General features: G+C 45.7%; 15 protein-coding genes. 9 read left to right on the top strand and 6 right to left on the bottom strand.

The genetic code is table 11. The features are described 5' to 3' along the window. Positions 1-128 precede the first annotated feature (128 nt). The 3 genes from KI655_RS03090 to KI655_RS03080 all read left to right on the top strand — a co-directional run bounded on the left by KI655_RS03090 (position 129) and on the right by KI655_RS03080 (position 3,406). Positions 129-1,253, top strand: a complete 1,125-nt coding sequence (locus tag KI655_RS03090) for an AI-2E family transporter (protein WP_285401629.1) — start codon at positions 129-131, stop codon at positions 1,251-1,253. A gap of 81 nt (positions 1,254-1,334) precedes the next feature. After that, positions 1,335-2,396 (top strand): HlyD family secretion protein, encoded by a 1,062-nt coding sequence (locus tag KI655_RS03085; protein WP_285401627.1) that lies wholly within the window; start codon positions 1,335-1,337, stop codon positions 2,394-2,396. Between the two features lie 5 nt (positions 2,397-2,401). Further along, positions 2,402-3,406, top strand: a complete 1,005-nt coding sequence (locus tag KI655_RS03080) for a DUF2955 domain-containing protein (RefSeq protein ID WP_306416435.1) — start codon at positions 2,402-2,404, stop codon at positions 3,404-3,406. Between the two features lie 125 nt (positions 3,407-3,531). On the opposite strand, the gene KI655_RS03075 is transcribed toward KI655_RS03080, so the two are convergent. Beyond that, positions 3,532-4,320: a helix-turn-helix domain-containing protein gene (locus KI655_RS03075; protein ID WP_285401624.1), complete on the bottom strand. Its 789-nt coding sequence runs from the start codon at positions 4,318-4,320 to the stop codon at positions 3,532-3,534. 99 nt (positions 4,321-4,419) lie between these two features. Between KI655_RS03075 and KI655_RS03070 the strand changes: the two genes are divergently transcribed. From KI655_RS03070 to KI655_RS03055, 4 genes are all read left to right on the top strand, one after another. Continuing rightward, positions 4,420-5,313: a DMT family transporter gene (locus KI655_RS03070; RefSeq protein ID WP_285401623.1), complete on the top strand. Its 894-nt coding sequence runs from the start codon at positions 4,420-4,422 to the stop codon at positions 5,311-5,313. A gap of 238 nt (positions 5,314-5,551) precedes the next feature. Next, a complete protein-coding gene (locus KI655_RS03065) occupies positions 5,552-7,174 on the top strand; it encodes an ABC transporter substrate-binding protein (protein WP_285401622.1) in 1,623 nt (540 codons plus the stop codon). Positions 7,175-7,475: 301 nt separating this feature from the next. Continuing rightward, positions 7,476-7,970, top strand: coding sequence for an acyl-CoA thioesterase (locus KI655_RS03060; protein ID WP_285401621.1), 495 nt, complete (start codon positions 7,476-7,478; stop codon positions 7,968-7,970). 173 nt (positions 7,971-8,143) lie between these two features. Further along, entirely contained in the window at positions 8,144-8,389 is a 246-nt protein-coding gene (locus KI655_RS03055; RefSeq protein ID WP_285401620.1) for a hypothetical protein, read from the top strand. A gap of 521 nt (positions 8,390-8,910) precedes the next feature. Here the strand turns inward: KI655_RS03055 and malG are convergent. The 3 genes from malG to malE form a co-directional block, all read right to left on the bottom strand. Beyond that, positions 8,911-9,801: a maltose ABC transporter permease MalG gene (malG, locus tag KI655_RS03050; RefSeq protein WP_239839628.1), complete on the bottom strand. Its 891-nt coding sequence runs from the start codon at positions 9,799-9,801 to the stop codon at positions 8,911-8,913. Between the two features lie 11 nt (positions 9,802-9,812). Beyond that, the gene (malF, locus tag KI655_RS03045; RefSeq protein ID WP_285401619.1) at positions 9,813-11,384 is read right to left on the bottom strand and encodes a maltose ABC transporter permease MalF; all 1,572 of its coding nucleotides are present in this window, start codon (positions 11,382-11,384) and stop codon (positions 9,813-9,815) included. A gap of 78 nt (positions 11,385-11,462) precedes the next feature. Next, positions 11,463-12,647, bottom strand: a complete 1,185-nt coding sequence (gene malE / locus KI655_RS03040; protein WP_285401618.1) for a maltose/maltodextrin ABC transporter substrate-binding protein MalE — start codon at positions 12,645-12,647, stop codon at positions 11,463-11,465. A gap of 686 nt (positions 12,648-13,333) precedes the next feature. On the opposite strand from malE, the gene malK reads away from it, so the two are divergent. After that, complete coding sequence (gene malK, locus KI655_RS03035) at positions 13,334-14,446, top strand: maltose/maltodextrin ABC transporter ATP-binding protein MalK (protein ID WP_285401617.1); 1,113 nt, start codon at positions 13,334-13,336, stop codon at positions 14,444-14,446. 251 nt (positions 14,447-14,697) lie between these two features. Here malK and KI655_RS03030 read toward each other — a convergent pair whose 3' ends face one another. Then, the gene (locus tag KI655_RS03030) at positions 14,698-14,895 is read right to left on the bottom strand and encodes a hypothetical protein (protein WP_032550492.1); all 198 of its coding nucleotides are present in this window, start codon (positions 14,893-14,895) and stop codon (positions 14,698-14,700) included. A gap of 132 nt (positions 14,896-15,027) precedes the next feature. Beyond that, the gene (locus tag KI655_RS03025; protein WP_285401616.1) at positions 15,028-16,944 is read right to left on the bottom strand and encodes a methyl-accepting chemotaxis protein; all 1,917 of its coding nucleotides are present in this window, start codon (positions 16,942-16,944) and stop codon (positions 15,028-15,030) included. A 378-nt stretch (positions 16,945-17,322) separates the two neighbouring features. Here KI655_RS03025 and KI655_RS03020 point away from each other — a divergent pair, with 378 nt between their 5' ends. After that, positions 17,323-18,279, top strand: a complete 957-nt coding sequence (locus KI655_RS03020; protein ID WP_285401615.1) for a MoxR family ATPase — start codon at positions 17,323-17,325, stop codon at positions 18,277-18,279. The last annotated feature ends 6 nt before the right edge of the window (positions 18,280-18,285 follow it).

The following is an 18,285-nucleotide window of genomic DNA, read 5'->3' as shown; positions in this document are numbered from 1 at the left end:
TAAACTAATTTTTTTATTAACACAGTTAAATCGTATGCCTACTTGCAACGACTGCAATTGGCATCAATGAAGTATAAACGCACTCAGCACAGTCACCAGAAAACGTCACTTTTATATGGGAACCACTCATGAGAAATAACGAAGATTTAGAAGTTGTGATATCTAATGCATTCACCAAGTCTTTGATCCGATTTTCCACACTAGCATTTATCATCATCGTTTGTTCTTGGGCATTTCTTCCGTTCCTGCCTATTTTACTATGGGCGCTAGTACTGGCAATTGCACTTTACCCTGTTCGCCTATTCATTGAAAAGAAGACCAAGTGGACACCAGCAAGAAGCTCAACCCTGATTGCCATCATAGGGGTCTTAATACTGGGTGTGCCAACTGCTTTAGTTGGTAATGCATTCGCAACAAACATCTTACTAGCGTTTGATGCCTATGAGGCAGGCACTCTTGTACTACCAGCACCAACCGAGAGTGTCAAAGACTGGCCGATCATCGGCGCCAATATCTATGATGTTTGGAAAGAAGCATCCCTTGATTTCACAGGCTTCGTAGAAGATCGTCAGCCTCAAATCAAAGAAGTATTGAATTGGTTTGTTGAAACAGCAAGTGGCGCGGCGAAGAGTGTATTTCTGCTGATCGGAGCCATTATTATCGCAGGCATCATGCTCGCTTGGGCGCAACCAGCCACTCTCTCAATCAAGAAGATATTCATCAGCTTCTCCAACGAGCAACGTGGTGCGGAGCTACATAAACTGACAACCGCAACCATTCGTCAAGTGGCGATCGGTATTATCGGCATCGCTTTCTTAACCGCTTTGGTATTCGGCCTTACTGTTAATCTTGCATCGGTACCTGCGGCACCGCTACTGACTATTGTGGCGCTTGTATTTGCTATCTGTCAGATCCCAGTGACCTTGGTTGCTATTGTTGCTTCGGCTCTACTTTGGTCAGGAAACGACACCTCAACCTTACACAACACCATCTTCACAGTGTTGATGATTGCAGCTAGCTTAACTGACAACTTCCTAAAACCAATGGTACTTGGTAGAGGCCTAGCGGTACCAATGCCTGTCGTTCTCATTGGTGCTATCGGCGGTATGATGTCAGGTGGAATCCTGGGTATGTTCATCGGTGCAGCCTTCCTCGCAGCAGGCTACCAAGTATTCATGGCGTGGGTAGCGACGGAAAGTGATACCGCAACACAAGCTGTCATTGAACAACAGGAAACGAGCGCAGACAGCTAAGCCAACCAAATAGAGCGGTGACCATGCTTACCGCTCTCTCCTCACTCAACAACCATTCCTTAATTACAGTGATAAAGAATAATGGATAGATTCGTAAAGATCGTCGCTTGCCTCGCCGTGGTTATTTTTCTTTGGTATGTCGGCGCAGACAGAACCACACCGTTTACTTCCAACGCCAGAGTAAAAGCCGTCGTGACGCCTATCATTCCGATGGTGAGCGGGACTGTCATCGATATACAAGCTGTGAATACCGAAGCGGTAAAAGCAGGCGCTCTACTCGCTCGTATCGATCCTCGTCCATTTGAACTTGTTCTCGAAAGAAGAAAAGCGGAACTAGAGACCGCCACTCAAGATGTTGGTGCCTCTTCGTCTGAAGTTGAACGTGCACAAGCACAGTTAATTCGACAACAAGCTAATCTAGAAAGTGTCAAAGTTCAGACAGCAAGATGGCTTGAGTTAGAAAGAAAAAGGCTGATTCCTAAAGCCAAAGCAGATGAAGCAAGAGCAAGCCTGTCTGATGCTGAAAGCGCCGTCGAGGTTGCTCGTGCAGAGTACAAGAGTGCTGCATCGCGACTGGGCAGCGATGGCGAGGACAACCCAAAGGTTCGCTCTGCTTTAGTGAACCTTGCGCAAGCTGAACTCGAACTGACTTACACTGAATTGAGAGCACCATCCGATGGTGGCGTGGTCAATTTGTCAGTTGCTGCAGGGGCTCACGCACAAGCAGGTCAACCAATAATGACGTTTATTGATGGCAGAGATATCTGGATAGAAGCCTACATGACAGAAAACAATGTCGGCAAAATCGATGCAGGCGACAGCGTCAGTGTTGTGTTAGATACACACCCAGGACGAGTGTTTGAAGGGGAAGTGGAAAGCATTGTTTCAGCCGCCTTTCACGACAACCTAGGGGCTGATGGTCTTCCCAACCCGACCGCCAACAACAACTGGCTGAGAGAGCCACAAAGATTCCCTATCAGAATCGTACTAACTGAATACCGAACAGCCAATGCCGATGATGACGTTAAGCTGTTCCTCAATGGTCAAGCAGACGTCATCATTTACACTGGCGACAACACAATGATGAACCTGTTAGCATCTGCCTATATCAGGGTTATGTCTCTGTTTAGCTACCTCTACTAGTCGATATGTCGATGTTGTTATCAGATTCTAAACTCAGATATGGACTCCGAGTTACCCTCACTCCTTGGCTTATTTTTGTCTTGGGGTTGGTGGTAGGTTGGAAGCTATCTTTTGTCGGGGCGGTACTCACTAGCCTGTTTATTCTAAGCCCGAAGCCAGTGCCCGTTCAGTATGCTATCAAGCTGATTATCGTCGCTTACGTTTATATGATTGGCGCGTGGTATCTCTCTGCGACCACGCGCTTTTATCCGGGCGCAACGTTACTGTTGGTTTTTATTGGGGTCGTGTTGTCGTACAAGATTCTAGTGGTCAAAAAAGACATACTCACAGTGGTTATGGCGCTACTTGGCGCGCTGCTGATTCCATTGCAGATGAAGTCGGACCCAGATATCGCTTGGGATCTTGCTATTTGGCTGCCGCACAATCTAGTCATTGCATGGCTAGTCAGTAGCCTCGCGTTCTATCTACTACCCGCGGATGATTCGGCGCAATCATCTCCAAAACCTGATGACAACTATTGCGAAAACAGACGCTGGCTACGGCTAAGCATGGCATTTTTGCCATTTGTGGCTTTCTCATTTATTACGAGCAGTGTTAGTGCGTTCACGCTCACCTACCTTGCCGTACAAGTCACTCAGTTCGCCGCCAGCTCTAACAACAATTTCGACATGATAAAAGGTGCCATGATTGGCAATATCGCTGGTGGTTTAATGGCCGTGTTGGCTTATGAAGTCACGGTTATCGCGCCATTTCTTCCATTGCTTGCTCTTGTGCTCTTGCTTGGCTACGCGCTATTAGCCCAGCAACTGCTAAAGGGAAACGCGCTCGCTGCCACCGCCATGACCGCCTTTACGGTTGTATGTGGCGTCTCATTGGGGCCGATTATGGATGATGCAGAAGGGAAAATTTTTGTCAGGTTGACTCAAATAGCTTTCGCAATGGCCTACATTTTTGTAGCTATGCTAGTCATCAACAAAGTTCTCCCCGACAAAGAGTGTCAGCAAGCATAACACTCTATCGCTGGCTTATGACTTTTGTGAGTGGTTTAAGAGCTCATTTACCGCTGTTGTTCGTTGAAGCGATACCACCTTATTAGAGGTGGCTAAAGAGCAAAAACTTGCTGACACAAAACCTGTTACAACAAGCGATTCTTATATTGCTCTGGTGTCTGTCCGGAATACTTTTTAAACATTGAGATGAAAGGGCTGGCTTGGTTATAACCTAGAGTTAGCGCAACCTCTTTCACCGATTGACCATTACGGAGCAGATCCATTGAGTAGAGATAGCGAACGCGCAAGCGCCACTCGGTGAAGCTCATGCCTAATTCACTTTGGCAATGGCGTGACAAGGTACGCTCTGTGGTGTGAACGCGTTCAGCCCAATCTTTTAGAGAGATCTCATCGGTTGGGTTTTCTTCAATCGCTGCTAGGATTGGGGCTAAGTACTTATTGTCTGTCGATGGCAGGAAGTGGTGTTCAACCTGTCGCTCAGCCAATTGATCAAGCAAGACCTGCACTAAACGCTTATCTGGTTCGCTCTCTGCAACATTAACTCCCCTATCTCGAAAGTCATCAATGATCGACGACACGATCGGTGTAATCTTGATTAGGCTGGTCTTTTCTGGAAGGTGCTGAGTCAGCTCTGGTGCAATATTCAGCGAACAGTAATCTAATGGCTTGCGGTTGTAACTGCAGTGCATCACGCCAGCCGGTACCCAAATCGCAAGGTGTGGCGGAGCTAAGAATCGGGTTCCCTCCGCTTCCATCTCTAATATTCCTCCGCTGATCAGCTGCACTTGTCCCCAAGGATGGCTGTGCACTCGTGTTTCGGTATTAGAAAGAAACGCTTCAAAATTCATAAATACGTTGGATGGAGCCTTATCAATTGATAAGGAGGGGTGAAGGTTTCTTGATTGTTTTTTCAAACTTGTCTTCCTATCGCGTTCGATGTCTTTTTAAAGATATCTGTAAGTGTAACGACCTGTCAAACTACGCACATCAACTCATTCTGCGATGGAATTCACATGTCATATCTTCTGCCATTTTTTACTGTTTGTATCTGGGGTGCCAATGCCATTGTGAATAAGATGGCGGCGAGCGTTATCGAACCAAGCGCAATGAGTTTCTTCCGTTGGTTTGTCGCCATGCTCATTCTTACGCCCTTCTGTTTGCCAAGCGCGATTAAACAGTGGCCTGCAATTAAACCGAATCTGACTAAGCTAGCATTTCTGGCCTTACTGGGAATGGTGTTGAATCAATCTCTTGGTTACTATGCTGGCCTTACCACCAGCGCATCAAACATGGCGCTGATTACCTCATTAGTGCCATTGATTAGTGTATTTCTGAGTGTCCCACTGCTACACAAATCAATTTCAGGTCTGAGCATTGTCGGCGGTGTGCTGTCGCTATCAGGTTTGGCGTTTATGTTGGGTAAAGGTGACCCACTGTTTTTCTTGCACCAAGAGCTTACCCAAGGTGATGGCTACATGTTGATTGCGGCTCTTGTCTACGCCTCTTACTGTGTACTGCTTAAACGCTGGAAGATGCCAGTAAGCAATTGGGTGGTGATTTACATGCAAGGCTTGTTTGCAGTCGCGATGTTAACGCCACTATGGCTAACTAGCGAACAGTTGATGCCTTCACAAGAATCGCTACCACTTATCGCTTACGCTGCGATAGCGGCCTCGGTATTAGCACCTTGGATGTGGGTAAAAGCCATCGACGCAATTGGTGCAGACTCCAGTGCTATGTTCATGAACTTGCTGCCTGTTGTCGCCGTCGTTCTTGCAGCAACTTGGCTTGGTGAAACGGTACATGACTACCACTTCATGGGCGGCATCATGGTTATCTCTGGTGTAATTATGGCCCAAATCAAAAGAAAGCAAGTGGTCAAGGAAGCCATTCCTCAGCAGAGTTAATACGAAGAGGGTGAGGTTTCAGTAAAGCCCTTCAGCTAGGAGCCACCACAGAAACCAATCTTTAATAAACTGATCCCTAGAGGCGAAACGAGACCTTGTGCTTGCTTCACTTTTTCTTTTCAAATCACTTTAGAACCCCATACTGTTATCTATCAATAATACCCCTACTATTTGTTGCAACATTGTAATTATTCCGTTTTAATGCATAAAGTTCTGTTTAAGTCGTAAAGGAATTACAATGACTAAATCACCCCTCTCTATTCTTGTTCCTACTCTATTGGCGTTAGGCTCAGCTTCCACAATGGCCGCACAGGTTCCATCAGATGTCCTTCTCTCCAGCGAGCAACATTTTGTCCGCGGTAATGGCGCTGAACCCAATACACTGGATCCTACTTTTGTTAATTCAGGTATGCCGGGCGATATCATCGTTAATGACATGTTTGAAGGCTTCGTAATTGAGAATCGAGACGGGCAGATCATCCCCGGTCAAGCTCAAGATTGGCGTTTTAGCAATGGCGGTAAGACAGTCACCTTCACCCTAAAAAAAGGACTTGAGTGGTCGAATGGTTCGCCTGTCACCGCAGATGATTTCGTATTTGCTTGGCAACGTGCCGTCAACCCAACAACCGGTAATAACACCAGCTTTGTATTCAAGACAGCTAACGTACTTAATGCTGAAGAGATCATCGCTGGCAATAAAGCGCCTTCAGAATTGGGGATTAAAGCGCTCGACCCGCTCACTGTCGAAATCACGCTAAGTAAACCTACGCCCTATTTCATGAGCTTAATGAGCATCAAGACCTTCTTCCCTGTGCCAAGTCAGCTAGTGAAGGAGAAAGGGGAGCGTTGGACACGCCCAGAAAACATAACTACAAATGGCGCTTACACGCTCTCTGAATGGGTGCCAAACGAGTATGTGAAAGTAGAGCGTAACCCTAAATATTGGGACAATGACGCAACCGTAATCAACGGTGTGACTTACCTAGGCTTATCATCACAAAATGCGGAGCTGATTCGTTATCAATCCGGTGAAATTGATATGACCAACCGAGTTCAGCTCGAATACTATCAAAAGCTTATTCAAGAAAATCCAGAGCAAATCAAGGCACAAGCTCTGCTAGGCTCTTACGTTTATTCGTTCAACACACGCCAAGCTCCTTTCGACAATGTAAACGTTCGTCAGGCATTAAGTATGGCGGTGAACCGCGAGATCTTGGTCGATAAGATCACTGGTCAAGGTGAGCCAGAAGCATACAGTGTGACTCCGAACAACATCCCAAATTACCAAGCGCCGACGTCGGAATTCAAACAGTTAGATACAAACCAGCGCCTCAAGCAAGCGAAGCAACTGTTAAATGAAGCGGGGTACGATCAAAACAACCCTCTCACCTTCAAGTTGACCTACAACACCAGTGAGAACCACAAGAAAATCGCACTGGCCATCGCTTCAATGTGGAAGCCATTGGGTGTGAAGGTGGAATTAGAAAACATGGAGTGGAAAGCTTATGTCGCCGCAAAAAGCTCTGGCGACTACCAACTGGCTCGCTCTTGGGCATTTGGCGACTACCCTGAACCGTCTGCTCTACTTGAGGGCTTCACCTGCGGGCATACAGCCAATGAAAGCGGCTATTGCAACCCAGAATTCGATAAACTGATGCAGCAAGCAAGTGTTATTACCCAACAAGATGAGCGCTTCAAGGTATACCAGCAAGCCGAGGCGCTACTCAATGAATCAGCGGCAGTGATCCCTCTTTATCACTACAACCACACTCGTTTGGTACGTAACACATTGAAGGGTCTACCAATAAACAATCCCAAGGGGAACATCTACGCGAAAGACCTATATTTTGTAATGAAATAATCGAAGAATGGCTAGTAATAACACGGCTATCAGTATAACATGCGATTTAATTAACCAGATGAACAACGGTTAGTTGGCTTAAAAACGAGAGGCTAGATTACCAGCCCCACAATTGAAAAACACCGAACTGATACTTCGGTGTTTTTTCATATCTGCAGCCGCGAATTTTAATAACTCCTCCAACCTCAATATTTCCCTGCTCAACCAACAAACTCTGCTTTTAATTCCTACGACTAAAGTATATGTTATTGGTAAGTAACATAGTTGTTGCAGTACAACATAAGAATAAAAAGGACTTAAGATGAGCAGTAGTCAAAACGGGAAACGCGACGTAACCCTTCGTTTTTTAGCTGAGCCCGGAGATGTTAACTTTGGTGGTAAAGTTCACGGTGGCGCCGTGATGAAATGGATCGATTTGGCGGCCTATGCTTGTTCAGCCGGCTGGAGTGGCAAATATTGTATTACTGCTTACGCAGGCGGTATTCGCTTTGTCGCACCGATTCACGTAGGTAACTTGGTCGAAGTAAGTGCTAAGGTTATTTACACAGGCTCTTCGTCTATGCATATCGCTATCGACGTGCAAGCCAGCGACCCCAAAGAGCTTAACAACCGCCTAACCACCCACTGTATTGTTATCATGGTTGCAGTTGATGAGAACGGCCTCCCAACCAAAGTGCCAGAATGGGTGCCAGAAACGCCAGAAGATATTGAACTGCGCGACTCTGCAGTTCGCCTAATGAACATGCGTAAAGAAATTGGCGAAGAGATGGAAGCTCACGTCAAATACTTAAAATAGCTTATCATCCAAAAGGTTGCACTGGCTGCTGAGTCTTGTGCGACCTTACTTCCATTCCAAATCCGCAATAAACCACTATTCAGTAAAAAAATATAACTGTAATAAAGTCGTCATTTAGCTCTGCTTAAATACTGCCATCTAAAATGGATCGTACTGTATTTCTGGAGCACCTTTTGAGCGTTACGCGCACCACTCTGAGTGAATCGACCCTAAACAACCTTAAGGCGGTTGAATATCAATGGGTCAGAACCCTATATGTAGAAGGCTACAATGAAGAAGAGATTAATCACTACATCCAAACCTGTTTTGGTGGTGATAATACCTTTGCCGATCTATTTAGGCGTGTCGCGTTAGACCAAGAGAGTATCTATGTATTGCTGCAACATCTCGGCTGTGCTCCTTCCAATAGAGAACTCTAACCCGATATATTTCAGTTGTTTATAAATACCAAACTATTGATAAACACCCTACTCTATCTTCTATTCAAGTCTTCAAACGCCTTGCCATACAAAATTTATGCAACAAGAATCATTGTTGCATGACTTTCATTGAAGTCTCACGCAGTGGGCTTTGACCAAAGTATCAATTCACTTTTGCCTATTTATACTGACTCTGTGATTCATTACTAGAGATGTGATGTGCTACCAAGATAAAGGAAGGGTTAATCTTCTCTTATAGGGGTTAAAAACTCTTAGAGCTAGGTAAGCTCTTTTAAAGGAAAGGGGTTCTTATAGGCATAAAAAAACCCAAGTAAATACCTGGGTTAGAGTTACAAAAACCACTAATCATTGAATAGCGTAAGGAACCTGATTAGTAGCCAGCTATGCGTAACCTGAGGGTTATTTTTATTACTGATCGGCGGCCAAACCAAATGATGTAATAAAAATGCCAATATAGAGCGACCTTGCGGTCGCTCTTTGTCTTTCTTATAAGCTCTAGCTTATCCTTTTACACCACCTGCCGTCAAACCACCAACTAGCCAGCGTTGCGCTAATAGGAAGACGATAGTGATAGGAAGTGCCGATAGTACTGCTGCTGCCGCAAAGTCACCCCATAGGTAGTTTTGTGGGTATAGGTACTGCTGCATACCTACCGCTAGCGTGTAAGAGTTCACATCTGAAAGCAGGATAGATGCAACCGGAACCTCACCAACAACACCGATGAACGATAGGATGAATACTACCGCTAGAATTGGCACAGACAGTGGTAGTAGTACCAATCGGAATGCTTGCCATGGCGTAGCACCGTCTAGTGCTGCTGCTTCTTCTAGAGAGTTATCAATCGTTTCAAAGTAACCTTTGATTGTCCAAACGTGCAGTGCAATACCCCCTAGGTAAGAGAAGATAAGACCACCGTGTGTATTCAAGCCTAGGAACGGAATGTACTGACCTAGTTTGTCGAACAACGCGTAGATTGCAACCAGTGCTAATACCGCTGGGAACATCTGGAAAATCATCATCGCTTTTAGGATTGTCTCTTTACCTTTAAAGCGCATACGAGCAAATGCGTAAGCCGATGTGGTAGACAGTGCAACAATAAGGATTGATGTGATACCTGCAACTTTTACTGAGTTCCATAGCCAAGTTAGTACTGGGAACGGAGGTGGTGTTACCGAGCCATCTGCGTTAGTTACTGGGATACCCAGTGCTAGTTTCCAGTGCTCCAGTGATGGGTTTTCTGGAATCAAGCTACCTGTTGCAAAGTTACCTTCACGGAATGAGATCGCGATGATCATCAGTAGTGGGAAGATAATCAGTGCTAGGAAGCACCACAGCGCAATATGCGTTGCCCACACTCGGTATTTCAGGCTTTTACCTTGTACCATTGCCATTGTCGTGCTCCTTAATCTTGAGACAGTTTAGTGAAACGAAGGTTTAGTAACGCTAGGGCACCTACTAGTAGGAAGATAAGCGTTGCGATAGCACTTGCTAGACCGAAGTCTTGACCGCCGCCGCCTTCAAACGCGATTCGGTACGTGTAGCTTACAAGCAAGTCTGTGTAACCCGCAGGCTCAGAAGTACCAATCATGTTTGGACCACCGTTCGTCAACAGCTGAATCATTACGAAGTTGTTGAAGTTGAATGCAAACGCTGCAATCAGTAGCGGTGTTAATGGCTTAATCATTAACGGGAACGTGATGCGCTTGAAGTTGTCGATAAAGTTCGCACCATCGATCGCAGACGCTTCGTATAGGTCATCAGGAATAGCCTTCAATAGACCCATACATAGGATCATCATGTAAGGGAAACCTAGCCACGTGTTTACAATCAACACCATGGTCTTAGCTAAGATTGGATCAGAGAACCAGTTCGGCTTAAGACCGAAGATGCTCTCTAGCACCATGTTGATTTCACCAAAGCTCTGGTTGAACAAACCTTTAAAGATAAGGATTGAGATAAACGCAGGTACAGCGTAAGGCAGAATCAGTAGTACACGATAAACAGCGCGGCCTTTTAGTTCTTCCCATTGCACGATGTTCGCAAGAATCAAACCGATCGCCAGAGTGAAGGCCACAGTACAAATCGAGAATACAACCGTCCAAATAAAGATGCTGATGAAAGGTTCTTTGATGCCTTCGTCTTTCCAAACACGCTCAAAGTTAGCCGTACCGATTTCAACCACAAAGCCCGGAGAGATAGTGTTACCAACAAACGTGCCGTTTTCATCAACTGGTTGGTAGAAACCCACTTCCATATTTGGTTTTAGAGTTTGACCGGTCTCATTGTTGTAAAGTGTTTCGCCATCATCTTGCATTGTGTAAAGCGGAGCAACTGCAGCAAACTTACGTAAGCCGCTCATGCGGATGTCTTCACCCGTTGGAAGGTGGAAGTCGATAGCACTGATTGCTGTGCGATTTTGGATGATCGTTTTGATCTTCTCTTTTTCGCCTTGAGCCGCATCGATAACCGCAAGATCCATATCACTGATGTTCAAGTTATCAAGCGAGAACTCATCCGTCGCCAGAAGCTGCTCACCATCTTTAACCACGATTTGATGGCCGTTATCTGTTTTGTACAGAGTAAATGGGAAGCTGTCACCGCTTTGGAACGTACGGTCCATTAGGACGCTTTGAGTACGCTCAAGCGAAAGTTGGTTTTTTGCACTGTAGTTAGTGAACGCAAGACCGACGGTATAAGCCAAAGGGAAGAGAATGAATAGAATCATTCCGGCAATACCAGGGTAGATATAACGGTGTGCGTAAGTTTTCTTGCTACCGAAAACGTAAAGAGCTAAAGCCGTTAGGATCACTGTAAGCAACGCGAATGCGAGCTCACCGCGAGAATACATTAGGATTGTAGCGTAGCCATTGATTAAGCCTACGCTACCAAGCAATCCCCACTTAATGAAGACGCTTTTACTTCCTGGAAGGCTTGTTGGTGCTGGAATAGCATCTGTACCTTGAACTGACTGCATAGAGGAACCTGCTAGCGATATATAAAATAGAAAAGTAAGGAGGGGTTGCCCCCTCCTTAAAAGGGTGTTTCGTCGATATTATTTAGTCATACGTGTTTCAGCAGCTTTCAGAGCTTGGTCTACAGATTGACGACCGTCAACCACGTTACCAATTGCTTCTTCCATGCTGTACCAGAACGTTGTGAACTGAGGGATGTTAGGCATGATTTCGCCGTTCATCGCGTTGTCCATTGTTGCTGCGATACGCGTGTCGCTGTCTAGTTGACGTTGGAAAGAGTTAAGTGCTACTGCACCTAGTGGCTTGTCATCGTTCAGGCTCTTAAGACCTTCATCTGTTAGCAGGTAGTTTTCCATGAACTCAACCGCTAGGTCACGGTTAGGAGAAGCCGTGCTGATACCACCCGCCCAAACACCAACGAAAGGCTTAGATGCTTTACCGTTGAACTTAGGTAGAGTCGCAACACCGTAATCTACGCCAGATTTCTCGATGTTTGCCCAGCCCCAAGGGCCGTTGATTGTCATTGCAACGTTACCTGCAACGAACTCAGATTCTGCAACAGAGTAGTCCATGTCTGCAGAGATCACTTTGTCTTGTACCATCTTCTCGATGAAACCTAGAGACTTCTGAACACCGTCAGTCGCTACACCAGCGTCTTTAATGTCGTAACCTTCAGCGCCTTGCTTGAATGCGTAACCGCCGTCTGCTGCAAGTAGAGGCCATGTGAAGTATGCGCCACCACGTAGAGGCCACATGATCGCTTTCTTACCGTCTTTTTGTAGCTCAGCGTTAAGTGCTGGAATTTCTTCCCAAGACTTAGGCGGCGTTTCGATAAGTGCTTTGTTGTAAATTAGAGAAACTGACTCAACGGCTACAGGGTATGCAATTGTTTTACCTTCGTAAGACACTGCGTCCCATGCGAAATCTACGATACCTTCTTTAGTTTCTTTAGAAGGTTTGATATCCACTAGAAGACCCGCTTCTGCAAAACCACCAAAACGGTCGTGTGCGTAGAAGATCATGTCTGGACCATCACCAGCCGCAGCAACTTGAGAGAACTTCTCTTCTAGTTTGTCTGGGAAAGCAACGGTTACTTTTACGCCAGTATCTTCTTCAAAGCGTTTACCTACTTCTGCCATGCCTTCGTAAGCTTTATCACCACCTACCCAGATAGTTAGTTGACCTTCTTCGATAGCAGCGTTTGCACCGAAAGAACCCAGAGCAACTATTGTACCTAGAGCTACAGCGCTTAGAGCGTTTTTCATGTTAATATCCTTTTTATATTTATACGTAGGGCGCATTCATTTAAGACGAGCCAGTTTTCGATAGGTATGATCTGAAAAAACCGTCTTAAGCTCATCATCCTAGCCACTACGCCCCAGCTATTATGGCTTAAATTCGTGATCATCATCGGGTCGGTTTAGAGAGCAAAATCACAAAATGCGTAAGCACCGTGATCAATATCACCGTTATCCGATGAATTTATTTGAAGTGGATCGCTTATTCCCTTTGACCCTATATATCTACTCCTCCCCTCCTACTCCCCCTCGTTAATTTTTCATTAGGAGGATGTACTCTTTCTTGGATTCACCGAAACTGCAGTCATCCAAGAGTGGATAGTAAGAACCCTTTACCGGCACTTGTTTGTTGCTCTTATATAGACCGAACAATACTTGTTGGCTTGCATTGCCCGCTTTTGTCTTAAATTAAGCATCAAGCTAAACCAGTGATGGAATCACGGGGGAGGTTTAGCTTGATGTGGGGGAAAGAGACATCTGCTTGGCTATGAGGGTGTGCTTGGTTGGACTGATAATTTATTGAAACCACCAAGCACACCCGTTTTTTCTTACACACTCAATGCTTACCAATTCCTACAGTTACTGCTGACCCAATAATCTCTTATAATGATAAGCAGTAGATTTTAAAATTTGATCGATCGAGGACGAGCTAGATGGCGAGTGTCACGTTAAAAAACGTTTATAAATCATATGGTGATGTACAGATTTCTAAGGACGTAAACTTAGAGATCAACGAAGGTGAGTTTGTAGTATTCGTTGGACCATCAGGTTGTGGTAAATCGACACTATTGCGCTGTATCGCAGGTCTAGAAGATATCACTTCAGGTGATTTGTACATTGGCGACCAGCGTATGAACGACGTTGAGCCATCTAAGCGCGGCGTGGGCATGGTATTCCAATCTTACGCTCTATACCCTCACCTAAACCTATACGACAACATGTCTTTCGGTCTTAAGCTGGCAAAAGCAGACAAGGCTGAGATCGACAAACGTGTTGAACATGCTGCCGAAATCCTACAGCTAGGTCACTTACTAGAGCGTCAACCAAAAGCACTTTCTGGAGGTCAACGTCAGCGTGTTGCTATCGGTCGTACTCTGGTTTCTCAACCAAACGTATTCCTACTGGATGAGCCTCTGTCTAACCTAGATGCGGCGCTACGTGTTCAAATGCGTTCTCAAATCACTAAGCTACAACGTCAGCTTGGTTGTACCATGATTTACGTAACGCACGACCAAGTAGAAGCAATGACGATGGCAGACAAAATCGTTGTTCTTGATGGCGGTTACGTATCTCAAGTCGGTAAGCCTCTTGACCTATACCACTACCCTCAAAACCGCTTCGTAGCAGGCTTCATCGGTTCACCTAAGATGAACTTCATGTCTGTTCACATTGAAGCAGTAGAGTCTGAGCGTGTAATGGTTCAACTTTCAAACGGCATGACTTTCTGGATTCCAGTAGATGGCACGACAGTTAACGTTGGTGACCGTATGTCACTGGGTGTTCGTCCTGAGCACTTGCTGTCTGCAGAAAACGGCGACGCAACCATCGAAGGCGAAGTGATGATTGTTGAGAAACTAGGTAACGAAACTCAGGTTTACTTAAACCTAGAGAGTGCAGATGCTGACGTTATCTTCCGTCAACCAGATACATTAGACGTTGAAGTAGGCGACAAGCTTGCTATCGGTATCCCAGCGCACCGTTGTCACCTATTCCACAGCGACGGTAAAGCATGTCGTCGTCTATACGTAGAAAAAGGTACAGAGTAAGCCTCGACGATAGATTCGAGCTCTGTTTCTAAGAATAAATTGCCCTATCAAAATCCCTCCTCGTGAGGGATTTTTTTGTCTCAAAGGTAGGGTGAATTGATATCAGCTAGATGACCAACATGAGTCACCTAGAAGGAGGTTCTACTCCCCTACTCCAAACCATCTAAAAGCCCTGTCAGCGCCTACAAAAAAGGCCCAGCATTCGCTAGACCTTTGTCATTCTTTAGGGGTTTGCCCCGACACCGACCAGATTAGTGGATTGGTGTGTTCTTTTGGTTGAACTTACCGAAGTGCTCTTCTAGTACTTCTGGTGTCAGTTTACCTTCCGCTTCTAGACGCTTAAGCTCAGCAACAACGGCTTTTTGCTCTTCTAGTGACGGTAGTTTCACTTCTGGCTCGTCGCCCATCTCTTGAGACATAAGCTCAAGTTCTTTTTCAAAATCGCTCATGATTTTTTCTTACCTAAACATTAATACTAAGACAATTTTACTCATTTCTAAGCAATGATGCTAGGTGCTTTGGCCTTACCCCAAAAACTAAGGTAAGGCCGATGCGCAAATCAATATTTTAAAACTAAAAGCTTAAAGCTTGAATGAGCCAACCATCTTATCAAGACGAGAAGAGAGCGAACGTAGCTCTTGGCTTGCATCAGCCAGTTGTTCGGCTGTACCCGTCGTGACTTCGTTAATCGCGTTGATCTCTTCGATGTTCTGGTTGATGGTGTGAACCACTGTTGATTGCTCTTCAGTCGCTGTCGCCACTTGAGTGTTACGATCAGTGATGTCTAGGATTCGATCAGAGATACCACCTAGCACTTCAACCGCCTCATCAGAAGCAGTTACACCTTCCATCGTAATGATCTTGCCAGCACTCATTGCCGTCACTGCGTCTTTCGCATCGCTCTGCAGCTGGTTAATCATCTTCTGAATCTCTTCCGTTGAATCTGCAGTGCGGCTTGCTAGGTTACGAACCTCATCCGCTACCACGGCAAAGCCACGACCTTGCTCACCAGCACGCGCTGCTTCAATCGCTGCGTTAAGTGCCAGTAGGTTAGTCTGCTCAGAAATATCACGAATTACACCAAGAATTGAGCCGATGTCTTGAGTGGTTGACGCTAGCTGCTCGATTACCTGACCTGTGCTTTCAATGTCTTGAGCCAGTCGGCTGATTGCATCTTTCGCTTTGTTCACCACTTCACGACCGACTTCAGTATTGTCAGATGCGTGAGTCGCTGTTTCTGCCGCCGTTGCCGCGTTAGACGCGATCTCGCTGATGGTCATACCCATCTGGTTGATTGCCGCTACCACTTGGATGGTTTGGTCACGCTGCTCTTGGCTGTTGTCATGCGTTATGTGGGCTTTGCTCGATACGCTTTCCGCCGCAACTTGCAGCGCTTGGCTGGTTTCGCATACCTCTTTCATCGATAGGTGAATCTTTTCGATGAAGCCATTAAAGCCTGCAGATAGCTGTGCAATCTCGTCGTTACCTTTTACTTCGATACGCTGCGACAGATCGCCATCGCCTTTACCTAGGTCAGTAAAGCGCTCAGAAAGAAGTTTAATTGGCTTGGTGATACTGTTTGCTAATAAGAAGCCCATAAAGATGAACACTAGAGCGACAATCACAGTCATGATCAGCATCTTCTGTGCGGTTGCATCAAGTTCAGCAAACACTTCAGACGTTGGAACCACACCGATAACGAACCAATCCATTGAAGATACATAAAGACTTGCAACAAACAGCTCTTGGCCTTGGAATTCAGTCGTGATCAGGTTAAAGCCAGATTTGTTCAACAGTTGGCTGGCTTGAGCGCCATATAGTTGTTGTAGAGATGAATCGCTGCGTGCTCTGTCACGGTGAATTTGTACATCACCTTGGCTGTCGGTTAGAAATACAAAACCGGTATTCTCAATCTTGAAGCTATTCAATAGACTAACCATGTCATCCATTGACTTAGACAGACCTGACATCGCCGTGCCAGCAGGTTGCTGGTAGTTCGCGAACATCTTCACTTCGCCGTTCGCTTCTTGGAACATGCTCACCATGGTCGGTTGACCAGATTGAGTAAAGCCAAAGAACCAACCATCTTGTTGTTGGTTAAGCTGGCGTAGAAAGCCATTTTGGTTCCAGTAGTAAGCCGTTTCTCGGTTTGCCACCGAGGCATCATTCAACTGGTACTGATTACGAACATTATTGAGCTGCTTAACTAGCTTTGCTTCAACTTCAGGATCGCGATAGGTTGATTCAATCGCATCAGCAATGAACTCATTAGAGGCCACTTGCTCAGCTGCAAGTAGCAGTTGCGATACTTCACGGTCGATTTCGCCATTGATGCGCTCGAGTAAGCCCGGAAGCTCGATATCCACCAAACGGTGGCTTAATACGTCTCTAGCTTGGCGCTGTGCCATTGCACCAACGATAACCGTTGACGCTAGTACCGCAAAAGTGATTCCGGCAACCACTTTCTGCTTAATACTCATTGAATTTAAATTGAACATCTCTCTACACCTAAATTGGGCAAGTAAAATTGTAACTCACTTATATCGGCCAATTATTCATAAGCTTTAGCGTATAGCAACACTACACCTATAAGTCTCAATGACCTTTAAGCAAACGTTTGGAACGACAAACATTGCTACCAATATGCGTGTAAATGTCAGTAAAAGACGAAAAAACAATACGTTCTTCCGCTTAAAAATATTTGTTATTTTGATTGTTATCACTGAATTGAAGATAAAACCATCAATCAAAATCAGTTCTTTGTTAGTTCTTAACATTCTGCGGAACTTTTGGCTAGATTTTCTAACCAAGTAGCTAATACACTGTGATTACACAGAAAATTTCAACTTCAATACAAGACACTCCGAGACAACGTCATGCATTCAAACGCCTTCAACACGCTGAAAACTTATCTAGAGGCTCAAATCATTGGACAACAGGAGCTGGTTAAACAGCTGATGGTTGCGCTGCTCGCCGATGGTCACATTTTGGTTGAAGGGCCACCGGGCTTGGCAAAAACTCGCGCCGTTAAATCGCTTGCAGATTGCGTAGAAGGTGACTTCCACCGTATTCAATTTACGCCGGACTTATTGCCTGCCGATCTAACCGGAACGGATATCTTCCGCCCTGAGACGGGGGACTTTACCTTTCAGGCGGGGCCAATTTTTAACTCTTTGATTCTTGCCGATGAAATCAACCGAGCCCCCGCGAAGGTACAAGCTGCAATGCTAGAGGCAATGGCAGAAAAACAAGTGACAGCCGGGCGCAAGACTTACCCACTACCAGAGCTTTTTCTCGTCATGGCGACGCAAAACCCGATTGAGCAAGAAGGCACCTACCCGTTGCCAGAAGCACAGCTCGACCGTTTTCTACTGCACCTTGATGTCGCTTACCCAGATATGGAAAGTGAGCTGGCGATTCTGCGCTTAAATCGAGGTGAGGCTCAAGGCCAAGCACTCGATCAGCCAGAACCAATGCCACAACAAGCCGTATTTGAAGCGAGACAAGAAGTGCTTAACGTGCACATGGCTGAGAGCATTGAGCAATATATTGTGAGACTGGTTATGGCAACTCGTCAGCCAGAAAAATACAGCCCACAGCTAGCTCAATGGTTAGAGATGGGGGTTAGTCCTCGTGCCACTATTGCGCTCGATCGCTGTGCGCGTGCTCATGCATGGTTGTCTGGCCGTGACTATGTGACTCCTGAAGACGTACAAACGATGGCCTTCCCAGTGCTGCGTCACCGTTTATTGCGTAGCTACCACGCACAAGCTGAAGGTATCACGCCAAATCAGGTGATCACTCATCTTATTTCTCTTGTTGGCAGCGCGTAGTTTTTA

It is taken from the genome of Vibrio sp. D404a, assembly GCF_030248535.1.
Taxonomy (GTDB): domain Bacteria; phylum Pseudomonadota; class Gammaproteobacteria; order Enterobacterales; family Vibrionaceae; genus Vibrio.
The sequence above is the reverse complement of the archived record's forward strand: the minus strand, read 5'-3'. Positions and strand labels throughout refer to the sequence as shown.